This window comes from Microbacterium paraoxydans (assembly GCF_019056515.1).
Taxonomy (GTDB): domain Bacteria; phylum Actinomycetota; class Actinomycetes; order Actinomycetales; family Microbacteriaceae; genus Microbacterium.
The window spans coordinates 3072940-3089517 of sequence record NZ_CP064873.1 but is presented as its reverse complement, the minus strand read 5'-3'; the positions used below and the strand labels follow the sequence as shown (position 1 = coordinate 3089517).

Below are 16578 nucleotides of genomic sequence, written 5' to 3'. Positions count from 1 at the left end.
TGCAGAAAGACGTGGGTGACACGGCACCGGTTCGCTGTGAGCGAAGGTCCTCCCGGAGGGGGATCCGAATGTCGCCGCTTCGTGGCACCCTGTCCTATGGCCGGTCGTCGGTCGGCATCCGTCTGCCGGGAGACCCGCCGCCTCCTCCTTCCGAGAAAGTACGCCTGTGCTGGGAAAACTCCTCCTCCGATATCTGTCACGCTACAAGTGGCTCCTCGTCGCCGTGCTGGTCTTCCAGTTCGCCAGCGCGGCCGCCACCCTCTACCTGCCGTACCTCAACGCCGACATCATCGACAAGGGCGTCGCGCAGGGCGACACCGCGTACATCTGGCGCACCGGCCTGTTCATGCTGGCCGTGTCATTCGGCCAGATCGTGGCCTCGGTCATCGCGACCTTCTTCGCCGCCCGCGCCGCGATGGGCGCCGGCCGTGACATCCGCGCCGACGTGTTCGGCAAGGTGAGCGGCTTCTCCGAGCGCGAGGTCTCGCAGTTCGGTGCCGGATCCCTCATCACCCGCAACACGAACGACGTGCAGCAGGTGCAGATGCTGGCGATGATGGGCGCGACCATGCTCGTCACCGCCCCGCTGCTCGCGATCGGCGGCATCATCTTCGCCGTGCGGACCAGCGCCGAGCTGAGCTGGCTGATCGCCGTCGCCGTCCCCGTGCTCCTCGTCCTCGCGGCGCTCGTCATCGGCCGGATGGTCCCGCTCTTCCGCAGCTACCAGGGCAAGCTCGACAACGTGAACCGCATCATGCGCGAGCAGCTCACCGGCGTCCGCGTGGTGCGGGCCTTCGTCCGGGAGCGCATCGAGGAGGAGCGCTTCCGCGGCGCGAACACCGACATCATGGTCGTCGGCCGCAAGGTCGGCTCGCTGTTCGTGCTGCTGTTCCCGCTCTTCATGCTCATCCTCAACGTGACGGTCGTCGCCGTCATCTGGTTCGGCGGCATCGAGGTCAACAACGGCACCGTGCAGGTGGGCACCCTGTTCGCCTTCATGCAGTACATCGGCCAGATCATGGGCGGCGTCATCATGGCGAGCTTCATGGCGATGATGATCCCGCGCGCCGCGGTTTCCGCCGAGCGCATCGGCGAGGTGCTGAACACGGAGTCCACGATGACCCGCCCGGTGGACGGCGTCACCGTCTTCCCGACCCCGGGTGCCGTCGCGTTCGACGACGTGGAGTTCACGTACCCCGGCGCCGACGCCCCCGTCCTCACCGGCATCAGCTTCGCCGCGGAGCCGGGCGAGACCGTCGCGATCGTCGGCTCCACCGGGTCGGGCAAGACCACGCTCGTCTCGCTCATCCCGCGCCTGTTCGACGTGTCCGGCGGGTCCGTGCACGTCGGCGGCGTAGACGTCCGCGAGGCCGACGTCGAGGCGCTGTGGGACAGCATCGGCCTGGTGCCGCAGCGTCCCTTCCTCTTCACCGGCACCGTCGCGTCCAACCTGCGCTACGGCCGCGAGGACGCCACCGACGAGGAGCTCTGGCACGCGCTGGAGATCGCCCAGGGGCGCGACTTCGTGGAGGAGATGCCGGACGGCCTCGACTCCCGCATCGCCCAGGGCGGCACGAACGTGTCCGGCGGTCAGCGCCAGCGCCTGGCGATCGCGCGGGCCATCGTGCACCGGCCGCAGGTGCTCGTGTTCGACGACTCCTTCTCCGCGCTCGACCTCACGACGGATGCCCGGCTGCGGCAGGCGCTCTGGCGCGAGCTCCCGCACGTGACGAAGATCGTGGTCGCGCAGCGCGTCTCCACGATCACCGACGCGGACCGCATCGTGGTCCTCGAGGGCGGCACCATGGTCGGCGTCGGAACCCATGAGGAGCTGCTGGAGACCAGCGAGACCTATCGCGAGATCGTCGAGTCGCAGCTGGGGGTGGACGCATGAGCGAGCAGGACCCTTCGACAAGCTCAGGGACCCAGGGTCGGCGCCGTCGCGGACGGGGCGCGGCCGCCGCGCCCACGGTCGAGCGGGAGCTCACCGCCGAGGAGCAGTACGAGGCGGAGCTCGCCGAGCAGGCGCGGCAGAACTCCGGCGACTGGGACAGCGTCGCGCCGGGCAAGGCCGACAACTTCGGCCCGAGCTTCGCGCGGATGATCGGGCTGCTCAAGCCCTCCGCGGTGTGGTTCGTCTTCGTGTCGATCCTCGGTGCGATCGGGGTCGTGCTGACCGTCGCCGCCCCGAAGGTGCTCGCCGAGGCGACGAACATCGTCTATCGCGGCTTCATCTCGATCCAGCTCGGTCAGCCCACCGGCGACTTCCCCGGCTTCCCGGCCGGGACCCCGCAGGACGTCGTCGTCGACGCGCTGCGGGACGCCGGGCAGAACGACTTCGCCAACCAGGTGGGCGCGCTCGGCGACTTCCGGGTCGGCGACGGCATCGACTTCGACGCGCTGCGCTGGGTGATCGCCGCGGTTCTCGCGATCTACGTCGTGGCCGCGTTCCTCAGCTGGCTGCAGGGATACGTCATCAACGTCATCATGGTGCGCACCATGTGGCGGCTGCGCGAGGCCGTCGAGGCGAAGATCAACCGGCTCCCGCTGGCGTACTTCGACAAGGTGCAGCGCGGCGAGCTGATCTCGCGGGTGACGAACGACATCGACAACATCACCCAGACCATGCAGCAGTCGCTGTCGGGAGCACTGACCGCCGTGCTGACGGTGATCGGCGTGCTCGTGATGATGTTCTCGATCTCGTGGCAGCTCGCCCTCGTCGCCCTCGTGGCGCTTCCGCTCATGGGCGTGATCTTCGGCGTCATCGGACCGCGGTCGCAGAAGGCCTTCGGCACGCAGTGGCGCAAGGTCGGCCGGCTCAACGCCCGGGTCGAGGAGGCCTTCTCCGGCCACGCGCTGGTCAAGGTGTTCGGCCGCGAGCAGGACGCGCTGGACAAGTTCAAGGCCGAGAACGAGGAGCTCTTCCAGGCGAGCTTCAAGGCGCAGTTCCTCTCGGGCATCATCATGCCCGCGATGACCTTCGTCGGCAGCCTCACCTACGTCGGCATCGCGGTGCTCGGCGGGCTCATGGTCGCGAGCGGGCAGCTCCGGCTCGGCGACGTGCAGGCGTTCATCCAGTACTCGCAGCAGTTCACGCAGCCGCTGTCCGAGCTGGGCGGCATGGCCGCGGTCGTGCAGTCCGGCACCGCCTCGGCGGAGCGGGTGTTCGACCTGCTCGACGCCGATGAGCAGGACGCCGACGGCCCTGACGCCCCTGCTCTCCGCGAAGGGGAGGGCGTGATCGAGTTCGAGAACGTCTCCTTCTCCTACTCGCCGGAGCGTCCGCTCATCACCGATCTGTCGTTCCGGGTGGAGCCGGGGCAGACCGTCGCGATCGTCGGGCCCACGGGCGCCGGCAAGACGACGCTCGTGAACCTCATCATGCGGTTCTACGAGCTCAGCGGCGGTCGGATCACGCTGGACGGTCAGGACATCTCGACCATCACGCGTGACGACCTCCGGTCCCGCACCGGCATGGTGCTCCAGGACCCCTGGCTGTTCGCCGGGAGCATCCGCGAGAACATCCGCTACGGACGCTCGACCGCGACGGACGAGGAGGTGCTGGCCGCCGCGCGGGCGACCTACGTCGACCGCTTCGTGCACGCGCTTCCGGATGGGTACGACACCGTGCTCGACGAGGACGCGTCGAATGTCTCGGCCGGTGAGCGGCAGCTCACCACGATCGCCCGGGCGTTCGTGGCGCAGCCGTCGATCCTCATCCTGGACGAGGCCACCTCGGCGGTCGACACCCGCACCGAGCTGCTGCTGCAGAACGCCATGGCCGCTCTCCGGCAGGGGCGCACCTCGTTCGTCATCGCGCACCGGCTGTCGACCATCCGCGACGCGGACCTCATCCTCGTGATGGAGCATGGCGACATCGTCGAGAAGGGCACCCACGACGAGCTCATCGCCGCGCAGGGCGCGTACTGGCGGCTGTACCAGTCGCAGTTCGAGCAGGCGGCGACGGACCTCGACGCGGAAGCGGCCCTGACCGGGTCGTCTCCGGTCGTGGTGACGGGAGAGGCCGACGCCGAGGCCCGCGCGGAGGAGCAGGCGGCCGATGCCGTGGCGGGTGCCGCCGTCGGTGCCCAGCTTCCCGGGGCGGAGGCGGCCGCCGCGCAGGCGCTCCTCGACGACGGGGCGGACGGCGCGTCGCCTCGTCCCTGATCGTCATCGCCCTGACGCCCCGCTCCGGACTCGGAGCGGGGCGTCAGTCGTCAGGAGCGGTCCGCGTCGATGCCGAACAGCTCGAGGGGATGGGTGAGGCGCCACCACGGGCTCGGGCCGTCCACGTCTTCGGCGAGGACGAGTGCGGTCTCGGTGGTGTCGATGGGGCCGGCCGTGGTGAGGGTGCCGACGTCGCCGTCCGCCTCGCGCTGCTCGCCGAGATCGAACACAGCCGTCGCGGTCGCGCTCGCCCCGTTCCACAGCACCACATCCGCGTCCTCACCGGTCACGACGTCGACCTCCTCGCCCCAGGCGGTGCGGACGCGTCCGACCACCGTCCCGGCGGGAACGGCGGGGCCCTGCGCCTGCAGCGCCGCCTCGGTTTGCGCGAAGAGGGCTCGGGTGAGGGCGAGACGCGCCTCGTCGTCCTCCTGGTTCAGCGCCGCGGCGTAGAGGCGGACCGTCGAGTCCCCCACGGAGACGTCCTTCGCCGTCAGCAGGTTCCAGCCGACGAGTGTGCCGGTCTTGATGCCGACGACCCCCGGGTCCGCGAGCATGCCGTTCGTGTTCTCCACCGTGCCGGCCCCCGGCAGCTCGACCGACCGGGTGCCCACGATCTCCGCGAACACGGGATTCTGCATCGCGAGCTCGCCGAGAGCCACGAGCGCCTCCGGGGTGGCGACGTTGCGCGCGTCGAATCCGGACGGCGTGACCACGGTGATCCCGGAGAGCCCGCGCTCGCCGAGCCAGACCTCGGCGGCGGCCGCGAACTCCCGATCGGAGCCCCAGATCTCCGCGGCGAGCCGATCGATGTAGTTGTTGGCCGAACCGAGCAGGGTGCCCTGCAGGAGCTGGTACTCGGTCAGCACCCCGCCCACGGGGACATCCAGCGCGGACTGATTCGAGATCCGGTAGTCCCAGTACCGGATGCTGTCGGCGTAGGTGAAGGAGAACTCGGGGCCCTGCTCCCCGGGGGCGAGGGGCAGGCGGTCGAGCACCATGAGCGTGCTGACGACCTTGGTGATGCTCGCGATGCTGACCGGGGCGGTCGTGGACGCGGCCGTGGTCATCCCGGCGATGCCCACGGCGCCGTCGCCCACCTCCGGCCAGGCGAGCGCGGCGGTGGGGGCGGCCACCGGGGTGACCTCCACGGCCTGGACGGTGGGCGCGACCTCGTGCAACGGCCAGAGCAGCGTGCTTCCGGCGTAGGATGCGACGAGCCCGGCGAGGACCCCGAGCGGGACGAGCAGGCCGGGGCCGGCGATCGCCGGACGCAGCGTCGCGTCGCGCAGCAGGCCGGGGGCGGCCTCGGCTTCCGGGGTGGCGTCGAACTCCGGCGTCGACGACCCGGACTCGACCACGTCCGTGTCGACCCAGGTCAGCGCGGTCGCCGGTGTCGAGGCATCGGCCCACGCGACGGTCTCCGTCGTGGTCGCAGGCAGCGTGTCGACGGTCTGCGAGGACGCGGGGGCGGAGTCCTCGGGCCGCGCGTCGACGCCGACGCCGCCGGACGCCTCTTCAGGGGGATCGGAAGCGGTCACTCGCTTACGGTACCGAATGCCGCCAGGAATCCGCCGTGCGCGGCTCGGGACGCGCGGGCGGAAGACGCTAGGATCGACAGCACAACCACGGGAGTCCGGCGAGCCGGGCTGAGAGGGAGCGAATCGCGCTTCGACCGTCGAACCTGATCTGGGTCATGCCAGCGCAGGGAGGAGTTCACATGAGTACGTCCACGTCCGCATCCTCGTCCACGAAGACGACCGGCGCTCCGGCGCGCAGCTACCTGCGGTGGCGCATCGTCGACATCGTCGTCGCCAGCGTGCTCGGCGTCGCCGCCGGCCTGATCTTCCTGGCCTGGAACGTCGGGTACCTCGGCCCCAAGGCCCTGCTCGAGCCGCTGCTCCCCGGGCTCCAGGGGCTCCTGGACGGACCGTGGCTGTTCGCCGGAGTGCTCGGCGGCCTCATCATCCGCAAGGCCGGTGCGGCGATCTACGTCGAACTGCTGGCCGCCGTCGTCTCGGCGCTCATCGGCAACCAGTGGGGTGGCTTCCTCACGCTCGAGGCGGGCCTCGTGCAGGGTCTCGGCGCCGAGCTCGTCTTCCTGCTGTTCTTCTACCGTCGCTGGTCGCTGCCCGTCGCGATCCTCGCCGGTGCCGGCGCTGCGCTCGCGGGAGGCATCAACAACCTCATCCTCTGGTACGCCGGCTCCGGTCCCGCGTTCACCGTGATCTATCTCGTGAGCACGGTGATCTCCGGCGCCGTCATCGCCGGTGCCCTGTCGTGGGTGCTCGCCCGCGGCATCGCGGCGACGGGGGCGCTGGACCGCTTCGGCTCCGGGCGCGAGGCGCGCGTGCGCGTCTGATGGCGGCGCAGGTCGCTCCCGCGGTCGTCGAGGCGCGCGGCTGGGGCTGGCGGCATGCGAGCCGCCGGGCATGGGCGCTGCGCGACGTCTCGTTCCGCATCGAGCCCGGCGAGCGGGTTTTCGTGCTCGGCGCGTCCGGGGCGGGCAAGTCGACCCTGCTGCACGGCCTCGCGGGCGTGCTCGGCGGCGAGGAGGAGGGTGAGAGCGCGGGGGAGCTCCTCGTCGACGACGCTCCGGCGGTGGCGACTCGCGGGCGCGCCGGACTCGTCCTCCAGGACCCCGATTCCCAGGTGATCCTCGCCCGCGCAGGCGACGACGTCGCGTTCGGGTGCGAGAACCTCGGCGTGCCGCGTGCGGAGATCTGGCCGCGTGTCGAGGCGGCGCTCGCTGCCGTCGGCCTCGACGTGCCGCTCGATCATCCGACCAAGGCGCTCTCGGGTGGCCAGAAGCAACGTCTCGCCCTCGCCGGCATGCTCGCGATGCGCCCCGGCCTCGTCCTCCTCGACGAGCCGACGGCGAACCTCGATCCGGACGGGGTGCGCGAGGTCAGGGAGGCGGTGGAGCGGATGCTCGCCGCGCACCCCGCCACCCTCGTGGTCGTGGAGCATCGACTCGAGGTGTGGTTGCCGCTCCTCACCCGGGTCATCGTGCTCGGTGCCGGCGGGGTGGTCGCGGACGGCCCTCCCGCCGCGGTGCTCGGTGCGCAGGGAGAGCGCCTGGCCGCGGACGGCGTCTGGGTGCCCGGCCATCCTCCCGTCGAGCCCCCGGCACCGCGGGTGGTGCCCGGCGAGGTGCTGCTGTCGGCCCGTGCACTCGCCGTAGCGCGGGTGAAGGGGCGTCCGGTGGCCCGCGGCATCGACCTCGACGTGCGGGCGGGTGAGGCCCTCGCGATCACCGGGCCGAACGGCGCGGGCAAGTCCACGCTGGGCCTGACCCTCGCGGGCCTCCTCCCGCCCGCGGAGGGGGCCGTGACCGCGACGCCGGTGCTCGCGCAGGGTGCCGATCCCGCGCCGATCCGCTGGGCGTCCCGCGACCTCCTCACCCGGATCGGCATGGTCTTCCAGGAGCCGGAGCACCAGCTCCTCGCCACCACCGTGCGGGACGAGCTCGCCATCGGCCCGCGCGCGCTGGGCGTCCCCGAGGACGAGGTCGAGGCCCGCGTCGACGAGCTGCTCGCCCGCCTGCGCCTGTCCGCGCTGGGAGCCGCGAACCCGTATACGCTCTCGGGTGGGGAGAAGCGCCGTCTCACCGTCGCGGCCGCGATCGCCACGCGACCCCGGGTGCTGATCCTCGACGAGCCGACGTTCGGACAGGACGCCCGCACCTGGGCCGAGCTCGTCGCGATGCTCGCCACCCTCCGGGACGAGGGCTCCGCGATCGTCACCGTCACGCACGACCTCGACGTGGCGCGCGCCCTGCACGCCACCCGCTTCGCCCTGGGGGCGCCGGCATGACGGATCTCGCCGACACCCGCGCCCGCGCCGGCGTCGTGGCCCGGATCAACCCGGTCGCGAAGCTCGGCGTGAGCGCCCTCATCGCCGTGCCCTTGATCCTCACGCTGGATCCCGTGTCGGCGGCGGTCGCCCTGGTGCTCGAAGCGGTGCTGTTCCTGTTCGCCGGCATCGGGTGGCGCGAGTTCTGGGTCCGCACGTGGCCGGTCTGGCTCGCGGCGCCGCTCACAGGGCTCACCATCGCCCTCTACGGCGAGACGAGCGGCACGGTCTACGTCGACTGGTTCGTGCTGCGCATCAGCGAGGGGTCGCTCGCGCTCGCCGTCGCCACGATGCTCCGGGTGCTCGCGATCGCCCTGCCCTCGGTGGTGCTCTTCATCACGGTCGATCCGACCGATCTCGCCGACGGCCTCGGGCAGATCCTGCGCCTGCCCGCCCGATTCGTGCTCGGCGCGCTCGCCGGACTGCGCATGGTGGGGCTGTTCCTCGACGACTGGCGGGCTCTGGAACTGGCGCGTCGAGCCCGCGGCGTGGCCGACCGCGGCCGCATCCGGCGCTTCCTCGGGATGGCCTTCGCCCTGCTCGTCCTGTCGATCCGCCGCGGCGCGAAGCTCGCCACCGCGATGGAGGCACGGGGCTTCGGTGCCCCCGGCCGTCGCACCTGGGCGCGCGAGTCCCGCTTCGGCGCCCCCGAGTGGGCCCTCCTGGCCGTCGGGGCCGCGATCTCCGGGATCGCGATCGCCGCGGCGGTCGCCACCGGCGCGTGGAACTTCATCCTCGGTCCGTCCTGACCCTCACCCCTTTCGGACGAGGGCCCCTGGAGGTGACTCGACGGCCGGTCTAGCGTCCGCTGGAGACAGTGCCAATCGACACCGACCGAAAGGGACGTCCCATGAGCATCTCCTCCGCCGACGACCAGCCGCTCTTCACGCGGCCGGGTGAGGCCACCGTCGCACCGCGACACGTCATCCCGGATTCCGAGTCGCTTCCCGCGACGGCGAAGCAGATCGTCGAGGACGAGACCATCCTCGACGGCAACGCGCGCCTCAACCTCGCCACCTTCGTCAGCACCTGGATGGATGACGAGGCGAAGCAGGTCTACATGGCCTCCTTCGACAAGAACATGATCGACAAGGACGAGTATCCGCAGACCGCCGCCATCGAGGACAACTGCTGGCACATGCTCGCGAACCTGTGGAAGGCGCCGGACGCCTCCCGCAGCATCGGCACGTCGACCATCGGCTCCTCCGAGGCGTGCATGCTCGGCGGTCTCGCGTTCAAGCGTCGCTGGCAGCAGGCCCGCCGTGCCGCCGGCAAGGACGCCTCCACGCCGAACCTCGTGATGTCGAGCGCGGTGCAGGTGTGCTGGGAGAAGTTCTGCAACTACTTCGATGTGGAACCGCGCTACGTGCCCATCAGCGAGGAGCACAAGACGCTCGACGGCCATGACCTCGAGAAGTACGTGGACGAGAACACGATCGGGGTGGTCGCCATCATGGGCGTCACCTACACCGGCATGTACGAGCCGGTGGCCGAGATCGCTGCGGCGCTCGACGCGATCCAGGAGAAGACGGGTCTCGACATCCCGATCCACGTGGACGGCGCCTCGGGCGCGATGATCGCCCCGTTCCTCCAGCCCGACCTGGTCTGGGACTTCCGGCTGGAGCGCGTGCATTCCATCAGCACCTCGGGACACAAGTACGGTCTCGTCTACCCGGGTCTCGGGTGGGTGGTCTGGCGCGACGCGCACTGGCTGCCGGAGGACCTGGTGTTCAAGGTGAGCTATCTCGGCGGGGAGATGCCGACCTTCGCCCTGAACTTCTCCCGCCCTGGCGCTCAGGTGCTGCTGCAGTACTACCTGTTCCTCCGCCTCGGGTTCGAGGGCTACCGGGCCGTGCAGCAGGCCTCGCAGGACGTGGCGAAGTTCCTCTCCGCGGGCATCGCGAAGCTCGATGCGTTCGAGCTGTGGAACGACGGCAGCGACATCCCCGTCTTCGCCTGGCGCCTGAAGGACGGGCACACCGACAAGTGGACGCTCTACCACCTCCAGGACCGCCTCCGGATGCGCGGCTGGCTCGTGCCCGCCTATCCGATGCCCGCGGACCTCGAAGACCTCACGGTGCAGCGGATCGTCGTGCGCAACGGGCTCAGCATGGACCTGGCCGCCGAACTGCTCGACGCCATCACCGCCGAGGTGGCCCACCTCGACGCGCTCACGGCTCCCATGCCGTCCGACCACCCCGACTCGGCGTTCCACCACTAGGGGCCGACATGTCCGCCTCCCAGTCCGGTGCTGCCGGCGCCGCCTCCACGCCACGCGTCTCCCGTCCCGCCGTCGCCGTCCTCGGTGTCGGACAGCTCGCCCTGCTCACCCTCGTGGTCGTGGCGAGCCTGCGCTCGCTGCCGGCGATGGCGATCTACGGCCTGGGCAGCGTCACGCTCTACATCATCCCGGCGATCCTCTTCCTCATCCCCACGGCCCTCGTTGCGGCCGAACTCGCGACGGGGTGGAAGGGCGGCGTGTACGTCTGGGTGCGCGAGGCCCTCGGCAACCGCTGGGGGTTCACCGCGGTGTGGCTGCAGTGGATCCAGAACGTGGTCTGGTTCCCGACGCAGCTCGCGTTCGTGGCCGGCGCCCTCGCCTTCGTCTTCCTCGACCCCTCGCTGTCCAGCTCCGGGTTCTTCACCGCGGTCGTCATCATCGTCTTCTACTGGGGCTCCACCCTGGTCACCCTCCGTGGCGGCGACCTCTTCGCGAAGCTCGGCTCCTGGGGTGGCATCATCGGCACGCTGTTCCCGGCGGTGCTGCTCATCGTGTTCGGTGCGGTGTGGGTGTTCAGCGGAGAGAAGAGCCAGGTGCCGCTGGATGCCTCGGCGATGATCCCGCCGTTCACGGGGCTGGCCTCCATCGTGCTGATCGTGTCGAACGTGCTCGCCTACGCCGGTATGGAGGTGAATGCCGTCCACGTGAACCAGATGAAGGATCCCGGCAAGGGCTATCCGCGCTCGGTGTTCCTCGCCGCCGGCCTCATCCTGCTCGTCTTCATCCTGCCCACCATCGCGATCGCGGTCGCGGTGCCGGAGAAGGAGCTCGGACTGACGAACGGCATCATGCTCGCGTTCGGGGAGTACTTCGACCACTGGGACATGGGGTGGGCGACGGCCGTCGTGTCCGCGCTCATCGCCGCCGGTGCCCTCGCCTCGGTCGTGACGTGGGTCGCCGGTCCGTCCAAGGGCGTGCTGGCGGCGGCGGAGACCGGGCTGCTCCCGCCGCTGCTGCAGAAGCGCAACAAGGCGGGGGTCCAGTCGGGCATCCTGATGCTCCAGGGCACGATCGTCACGATCCTCGCGGCGATCTTCATCATCGTGCCGAACGTCAGCGCGGCCTTCGTCGCCCTCATCGACATGGCCGCCGCGCTGTACCTCATCATGTACATGCTCATGTTCGCCTCGGCGATGGTGCTGCGGCGGAAGGCGCCCGACGTCCACCGGGCCTATCGCGTGAAGGCCCTGCCGTTCGTCGCCGGGGTCGGTTTCGTCGCCTGCCTCGCCGCGTTCGTGCTCGCCTTCATCCCGCCCCAGGGGTTCACCGCCTTCCCGGCCGCCGCGTACCCGTGGATCGTCGGTCTGGTGATCGTCGTGCTCGGCGTGCCGCCGCTGCTGTTCTATGCGCTGCGCAAACCGTCGTGGGATCGGCGGCCGCCCGACGGGAGTCTCCTCAGCGACGCGCATCCCGAGGCGTGAGCGCGGCTCAGGTCTCGTTCCAGAGCCGTCGGTAGTACTCCAGCCGCGGGGGATCGGGGTCGACGCCGTAGGCCGCGATGAGCGTGTCCTCCCACCCGGGACCGAAGTTCCACAGCGTGCTCATGGCGGCCACGGCGATGTCGGCCCACCGGTCGGCGACGCCGAGCGCGGCGAGGTCGACGTGGGCCACCGGACGGCCGTCGTCGTCGAGCAGGGTGTTGGGGAGGCACGCGTCGCCGTGGCAGACCACGAGCCGGTCGATCGACGGGGGCTCCTGCAGGTCCGTCGGCACCAGCGTGCCACGGGCGGCGGCGTTCGCGATGCGCTCCTCGGGGCTCCAGGTCCACGGGCACTCCGCGACGGGGAGCGCATCGTGCAGGCGACGCAGGCCGAGCCCGACCGCGCGCACGGCGGCCTCGGGAGAGGCGGCCCACCGCGGATCCACGGCACTGCTGCCGGACAGGGCCGCCGTCACGAGCCACTCGTGTGCCTCGTCCTCGCCCTGGGAGAGCACCTCGGGCACCGTGGTCCAGGTGCGGGCCCAGCGCATCCGCTCGGCCTCGTCGCGCATGTTCGCCTCGGGATCGTGGGGACCCCATTTGATGTAGCGGCCGTCGTCGGTGCGGAAGGTCAGGCCGCCGATCGCGTTGCGCCACGCGGGGGTCAGCGCGGCCCCGGCGGCGAGTTCGCGGACCCGGGCGGGGACCTCGACGGAGGCGGCGGGGATGCTCACCTCTCCATCCTGCCGGAACCTCGGTGTCGTAGGCTCGGGTCGACGCGGCGGGCCTGCGGTGACACCAAGAACCGCATAGGCTGGGACTGCGTTCCATGCATGTCGCACGACGACGTTCGAAGGAGAACATCAGATGCAGATCAGCGGACAGGGTGCCCTCGTCACCGGCGGCGCCTCCGGACTCGGGCTGGCCACCGCCCGTCGGCTCACGGCCGCAGGCGCGCACGTCACGATCATCGACCTCGCCTCGTCGAAGGGGGAGGAGATCGCCGCAAAGCTCGGCGGTCTCTTCGTGCCCGCGGATGTGACGAGCGTCGACGAGGTCAAGGCCGCCGTCGCCGCGGCACAGGCCGCCGCGCCGCTGCGGGTGGTCGTGAACTGCGCCGGCATCGCCCCGCCCGCCAAGGTGCTCGACCGGGACGGCACGCCCGCCGTCCTCGCCGACTTCGAGCGGATCGTCCGCATCAACCTCGTCGGCACATTCAACGTGATCTCCCAGGCCGCCGCCGTCATCGCCGCGAACGAGCTGCACGACGAGGAGCGGGGGGTCATCGTCAACACCGCGAGCGTCGCCGCGTTCGACGGACAGATCGGGCAGCCGGCGTACTCGGCGTCCAAGGGCGGCGTGCACGCCATGACCCTGCCGATCGCCCGCGAGCTCGCCCGTCACGCCATCCGCGTGTGCACGATCGCCCCGGGCATCATGGAGACCCCGATGCTCATGGGCCTGCCGCAGGAGGCGCAGGACTCGCTCGGACAGCAGGTGCCGTTCCCCGCTCGCCTCGGACGCCCCGACGAGTACGCCGCCCTCGTGCAGCAGATCGTCGAGAACGGCTACCTCAACGGCGAGACCATCCGCCTCGACGGCGCCATCCGCATGGCCCCGCGGTGACCCCTCCCGGCTTCGAATCGCCTGAATGACCCGATTCGACCCGGAAATCCAGCCAATCAAGCGATTCGAAACGAGAACCATGAGCACACTCGCCGGAAAGACCATCCTCATGTCGGGCGGCAGCCGCGGGATCGGCCTCGCGATCGCCCTGCGCGCGGCCGCGGACGGCGCGAACATCGCGATGCTCGCCAAGACCGACTCCCCGCACCCGAAGCTCGAGGGCACCGTGCACAGCGCGGCCGAGCAGATCCGCGCCGCCGGCGGCCAGGCGCTGCCGATCGTGGGCGACGTGCGGGACGACGACCACATCACCGAGGCCGTCATGAAGACCCAGGGCGAGTTCGGCGGGATCGACATCGTCCTCAACAACGCCAGCGTCATCGACCTCTCCCGATCGCTCGACCTCTCCGCGAAGAAGTACGACCTGATGCAGGATGTGAACGTCCGCGGCACCTTCATGCTCTCCCGGGCCGCGGTGCCCATCCTCAAGGACGCCGAGAACCCGCACATCCTCTCGCTCTCGCCGCCCCTGAATCCCACCCCGAAGTGGCTGGGCGCGCACACCGGGTACACGCTCGCGAAGTACGGGATGACGATGGTCACGCTCGGGCTCGCGGCGGAGTTCGCGGCCGACGGCATCGCCGCCAACACGCTGTGGCCGCGCACGACGATCGCGACCGCCGCGGTGCAGAACCTCCTCGGCGGCGACAAGGTGATGGCCGCGAGCCGGACGGCTGACATCTACGCCGACGCCGCCTACGCCGTGCTCACCCAGCCGGCGCGCACGTACACGGGACAGTCGCTGATCGTGGAGGACGTGCTCGAGGCGAACGGCGTCACCGACTTCTCGGGCTACGCCGCGGTGCCGGGGACTCCGGACAGCGCGCTGTTCCCGGACATCTTCCTGGACTGACGCGCTTCGACAGGCTCAGCGACCCACGGTGGGTCCCTGAGCCTGTCGAAGGGGCTGAGCCTGTCGAAGGGCTAGAGCAGCAGATACACGGCGCCGAGGATCGTCAGCACGATCACGATGCGGTCGAAGAGCCGCTGGTCCAGGCGCCGCGCCACCCGCAGCCCGAGCCTCGCGCCGAGCACCACGAGCGGCGCGAGGATCGCATCGGTGAGCAGCACGGGCCCGGTGAACAGCCCGATGCCGGCGAGGAACGGCACCTTGATCACGTTGATGATCGCGAAGAACCAGGCGGAGGTGCCGAGGAACACCTGGACGGGCGTGCGCGTGGCGAGGAAGTACATCGACATGACCGGCCCGCCCGCGTTGGCCACCATGGTCGTGAAACCGCCGAGCGTGCCGTAGACGCCGGCCAGCAGCGCGCCGCCCCGCGCCGCCGCCTCCTGCTCCGCCCGCGCCTGCCGCCATCGCCGCCACAGCGTCACGGCGATCATGAGCAGCAGGATCACGCCGATGGCGCGGCGCACGACTCCGTCTCCGGTCAGGGCGAGGAAGGCGAAGCCCAGGAGGAGTCCCGCCACGACCGCGGGTGCGAGGCGCAGCAGCGTGGGCCAGTGCGCGTGCCGTCGATAGGCGAGGAGCGCGAACACGTCGCCCACCATCAGCAGCAGGAGCGTCGCGGCCGTGGAGGTGCGTGCGGGGAGGACGGCGGCGAACAGGGCGATCGCGAGGATGCTGCCGCCCGGAAGAGCGGTCTTCGAGATCCCGATGACGACCGCGGCCACGCCGAGCGCCGCCCAGGCCCAGGGATCGAGCGCTGTCACCGCCGGAGCTCGGCGGCGATGGCGTCGTACCCGCGGTCGGTCGCGAGGTCGACCGGCAGCACCCCGTCGCCGTCGCGGATGGTCGCGTCGGCCCCGCCGTCGAGGAGAGCGCGCACCACCTCGACGTAGCGGGCGGAGCCGTCGCCGAGCACGATCGCCTCGTGCAGGGCGGTCCAGCCGAGGTTGTTGATGTGATCCGGATCGACCCCCGCCTCCAGCAGGATCTCCACCGTCGGCAGCAGGCCGCGCTCGGACGCGGGGATCAGTGCGGTGCCGCCGAAGCGGTTCGTGCTGCGGAGGTCCGCTCCGTGCGCCAGGGTCATCCGCAGGATCCCGTCATGCCCGCGGGCGCCGGCGTAGAGGTAGGCGGAGTCCTGGATGTCGTCCTTCGCGTTCACGTCGGCGCCGGCCTCGATCAGGAGCCGTGCCGCGTCGACGTGGTTCGCCTTGGTGGCCGTGATCAGGGGGGTCATGCCGCCGTCGCCACGGGCCTCGATGTCGGCGCCCGCGTCGAGCGCGCGGCGGACGGCGTCAGCGTCCCCCGCGGCGGCCGCGGCGAGCAGGTCGGACGTGGCGTCGGTCATGGGAACCTCCGGGATCGGTGCCGTGTGGGGCGACGAGGGTGCAGCGGTGCAGGCTGGGGCGAGAAGCAGTGCCCCCGCGAGCACGACGGTCGTCGCCACCCGTCGCATCCGCATGCATCCGGTATACCAAATGATCCGGGGGTCGGCGGCTCAGCCCCGTGTGGCAGCGAGCGCGGCCGCGAAGCGCGCGGCGCGCTCCTCGATGTCCGCCCAGTCCGCGTTCGCGATCGCGGTGCCGTTCGCGAGGTCTCCACCGGCCCCGACGGCGACCGCGCCGGCGGCGAACCAGTCGGCGAGGTTGTCGGGCTTCACGCCGCCCGTGGGCATGAGCGGGGCGTCGGGGAAGGGCCCGCGCAGCGCACCGAGGTAGGAGGGGCCGCCGAGGGAGGCGGGGAAGATCTTCACGACGTCGACCCCGAGTTCGAGGGCTCCCATGACCTCCGTCGGGGTCATCGCGCCGGTCATCACGACGCGGCCGGTGTCGAGCATGGCGCGCGTGAGGTCGGGGAGGGTGCCCGGGCTGACGAGGAAGGCGGCACCCGCGTCGGCGGCCTGGGTCGCCTGCTCCGCCGTCGTGACGGTGCCGGCGCCGATGTACGCGGCGTCTCCATGGCGGGCGATGAGCTCGCGGATCACGGCCGGCGCGTCGGGGGTCGAGAAGGTCACCTCGATACCGGAGACTCCGCCGCGGATGATCGCCTCGGACGCCTCCAGAGCCAGCTCCGGCGACGGGGCGCGGAGGACGGCGAGGATGCCGGTGGTGCGGGCGCGGGCGAGACGGTCGGACATGCTGCTCCTTGATCGAGGGGGATGCGCCCATTCTTCCGCACCGCAACTTGTCATTACAAGTAGCCGTGAAGCGCCCGCGCGACAGGGATCGTGCCCAGCCGCCTCCCACCCGCATCCCGGTA

The 16578-nt window shown here is 70.9% G+C and carries 14 protein-coding genes and 1 riboswitch; of the genes, 9 read left to right on the top strand and 5 right to left on the bottom strand.

The features are described from left to right. Positions 1-166: 166 nt before the first annotated feature. Together IZR02_RS15135 and IZR02_RS15130 are read left to right on the top strand one after the other, a co-directional pair. Positions 167-1894 (top strand): ABC transporter ATP-binding protein, encoded by a 1728-nt coding sequence (locus IZR02_RS15135; RefSeq protein WP_025104863.1) that lies wholly within the window; start codon positions 167-169, stop codon positions 1892-1894. Further along, complete coding sequence (locus IZR02_RS15130) at positions 1891-4167, top strand: ABC transporter ATP-binding protein (protein WP_025104862.1); 2277 nt, start codon at positions 1891-1893, stop codon at positions 4165-4167. Before IZR02_RS15135 ends, IZR02_RS15130 begins: the two co-directional genes overlap by 4 nt. A gap of 50 nt (positions 4168-4217) precedes the next feature. On the opposite strand, the gene IZR02_RS15125 is transcribed toward IZR02_RS15130, so the two are convergent. Next, the gene (locus tag IZR02_RS15125; protein WP_025104861.1) at positions 4218-5708 is read right to left on the bottom strand and encodes a D-alanyl-D-alanine carboxypeptidase family protein; all 1491 of its coding nucleotides are present in this window, start codon (positions 5706-5708) and stop codon (positions 4218-4220) included. 77 nt (positions 5709-5785) lie between these two features. Further along, a riboswitch (TPP riboswitch) is annotated at positions 5786-5897 on the top strand. On the opposite strand from IZR02_RS15125, the gene IZR02_RS15120 reads away from it, so the two are divergent. The 5 genes from IZR02_RS15120 (at position 5888) to IZR02_RS15100 (ending at position 11724) form a co-directional block, all read left to right on the top strand. Beyond that, positions 5888-6529 (top strand): ECF transporter S component, encoded by a 642-nt coding sequence (locus IZR02_RS15120; RefSeq protein WP_025104860.1) that lies wholly within the window; start codon positions 5888-5890, stop codon positions 6527-6529. Its footprint overlaps the riboswitch before it by 10 nt. After that, positions 6529-7983, top strand: a complete 1455-nt coding sequence (locus IZR02_RS15115; RefSeq protein WP_029989789.1) for an ABC transporter ATP-binding protein — start codon at positions 6529-6531, stop codon at positions 7981-7983. Before IZR02_RS15120 ends, IZR02_RS15115 begins: the two co-directional genes overlap by 1 nt. After that, complete coding sequence (locus tag IZR02_RS15110) at positions 7980-8771, top strand: energy-coupling factor transporter transmembrane component T family protein (protein WP_025104858.1); 792 nt, start codon at positions 7980-7982, stop codon at positions 8769-8771. Before IZR02_RS15115 ends, IZR02_RS15110 begins: the two co-directional genes overlap by 4 nt. A gap of 101 nt (positions 8772-8872) precedes the next feature. Further along, the gene (locus tag IZR02_RS15105) at positions 8873-10243 is read left to right on the top strand and encodes a glutamate decarboxylase (RefSeq protein WP_025104857.1); all 1371 of its coding nucleotides are present in this window, start codon (positions 8873-8875) and stop codon (positions 10241-10243) included. An 8-nt stretch (positions 10244-10251) separates the two neighbouring features. Then, positions 10252-11724, top strand: coding sequence for an amino acid permease (locus IZR02_RS15100; RefSeq protein ID WP_025104856.1), 1473 nt, complete (start codon positions 10252-10254; stop codon positions 11722-11724). Between the two features lie 7 nt (positions 11725-11731). Here the strand turns inward: IZR02_RS15100 and IZR02_RS15095 are convergent, their stop codons facing one another. Then, a complete protein-coding gene (locus tag IZR02_RS15095; RefSeq protein ID WP_025104855.1) occupies positions 11732-12457 on the bottom strand; it encodes an aminoglycoside 3'-phosphotransferase in 726 nt (241 codons plus the stop codon). A 133-nt stretch (positions 12458-12590) separates the two neighbouring features. On the opposite strand from IZR02_RS15095, the gene IZR02_RS15090 reads away from it, so the two are divergent. After that, positions 12591-13349 carry an SDR family NAD(P)-dependent oxidoreductase gene (locus IZR02_RS15090; protein WP_025104854.1) on the top strand — a complete coding sequence of 253 codons (759 nt, stop codon included), beginning with the start codon at positions 12591-12593 and terminating at the stop codon, positions 13347-13349. A 79-nt stretch (positions 13350-13428) separates the two neighbouring features. After that, positions 13429-14262 (top strand): SDR family oxidoreductase, encoded by an 834-nt coding sequence (locus IZR02_RS15085; protein WP_025104853.1) that lies wholly within the window; start codon positions 13429-13431, stop codon positions 14260-14262. A gap of 71 nt (positions 14263-14333) precedes the next feature. On the opposite strand, the gene IZR02_RS15080 is transcribed toward IZR02_RS15085, so the two are convergent. From IZR02_RS15080 to IZR02_RS15070, 3 genes are all read right to left on the bottom strand, one after another. After that, complete coding sequence (locus IZR02_RS15080; protein ID WP_025104852.1) at positions 14334-15083, bottom strand: sulfite exporter TauE/SafE family protein; 750 nt, start codon at positions 15081-15083, stop codon at positions 14334-14336. Next, positions 15080-15667, bottom strand: a complete 588-nt coding sequence (locus IZR02_RS15075; RefSeq protein ID WP_139833281.1) for an ankyrin repeat domain-containing protein — start codon at positions 15665-15667, stop codon at positions 15080-15082. The genes IZR02_RS15080 and IZR02_RS15075 overlap by 4 nt, the downstream gene beginning before the upstream one ends. Before the next feature lie 150 nt (positions 15668-15817). Beyond that, positions 15818-16456: a bifunctional 4-hydroxy-2-oxoglutarate aldolase/2-dehydro-3-deoxy-phosphogluconate aldolase gene (locus IZR02_RS15070; RefSeq protein WP_025104850.1), complete on the bottom strand. Its 639-nt coding sequence runs from the start codon at positions 16454-16456 to the stop codon at positions 15818-15820. Between the last annotated feature and the right edge of the window lie 122 nt (positions 16457-16578).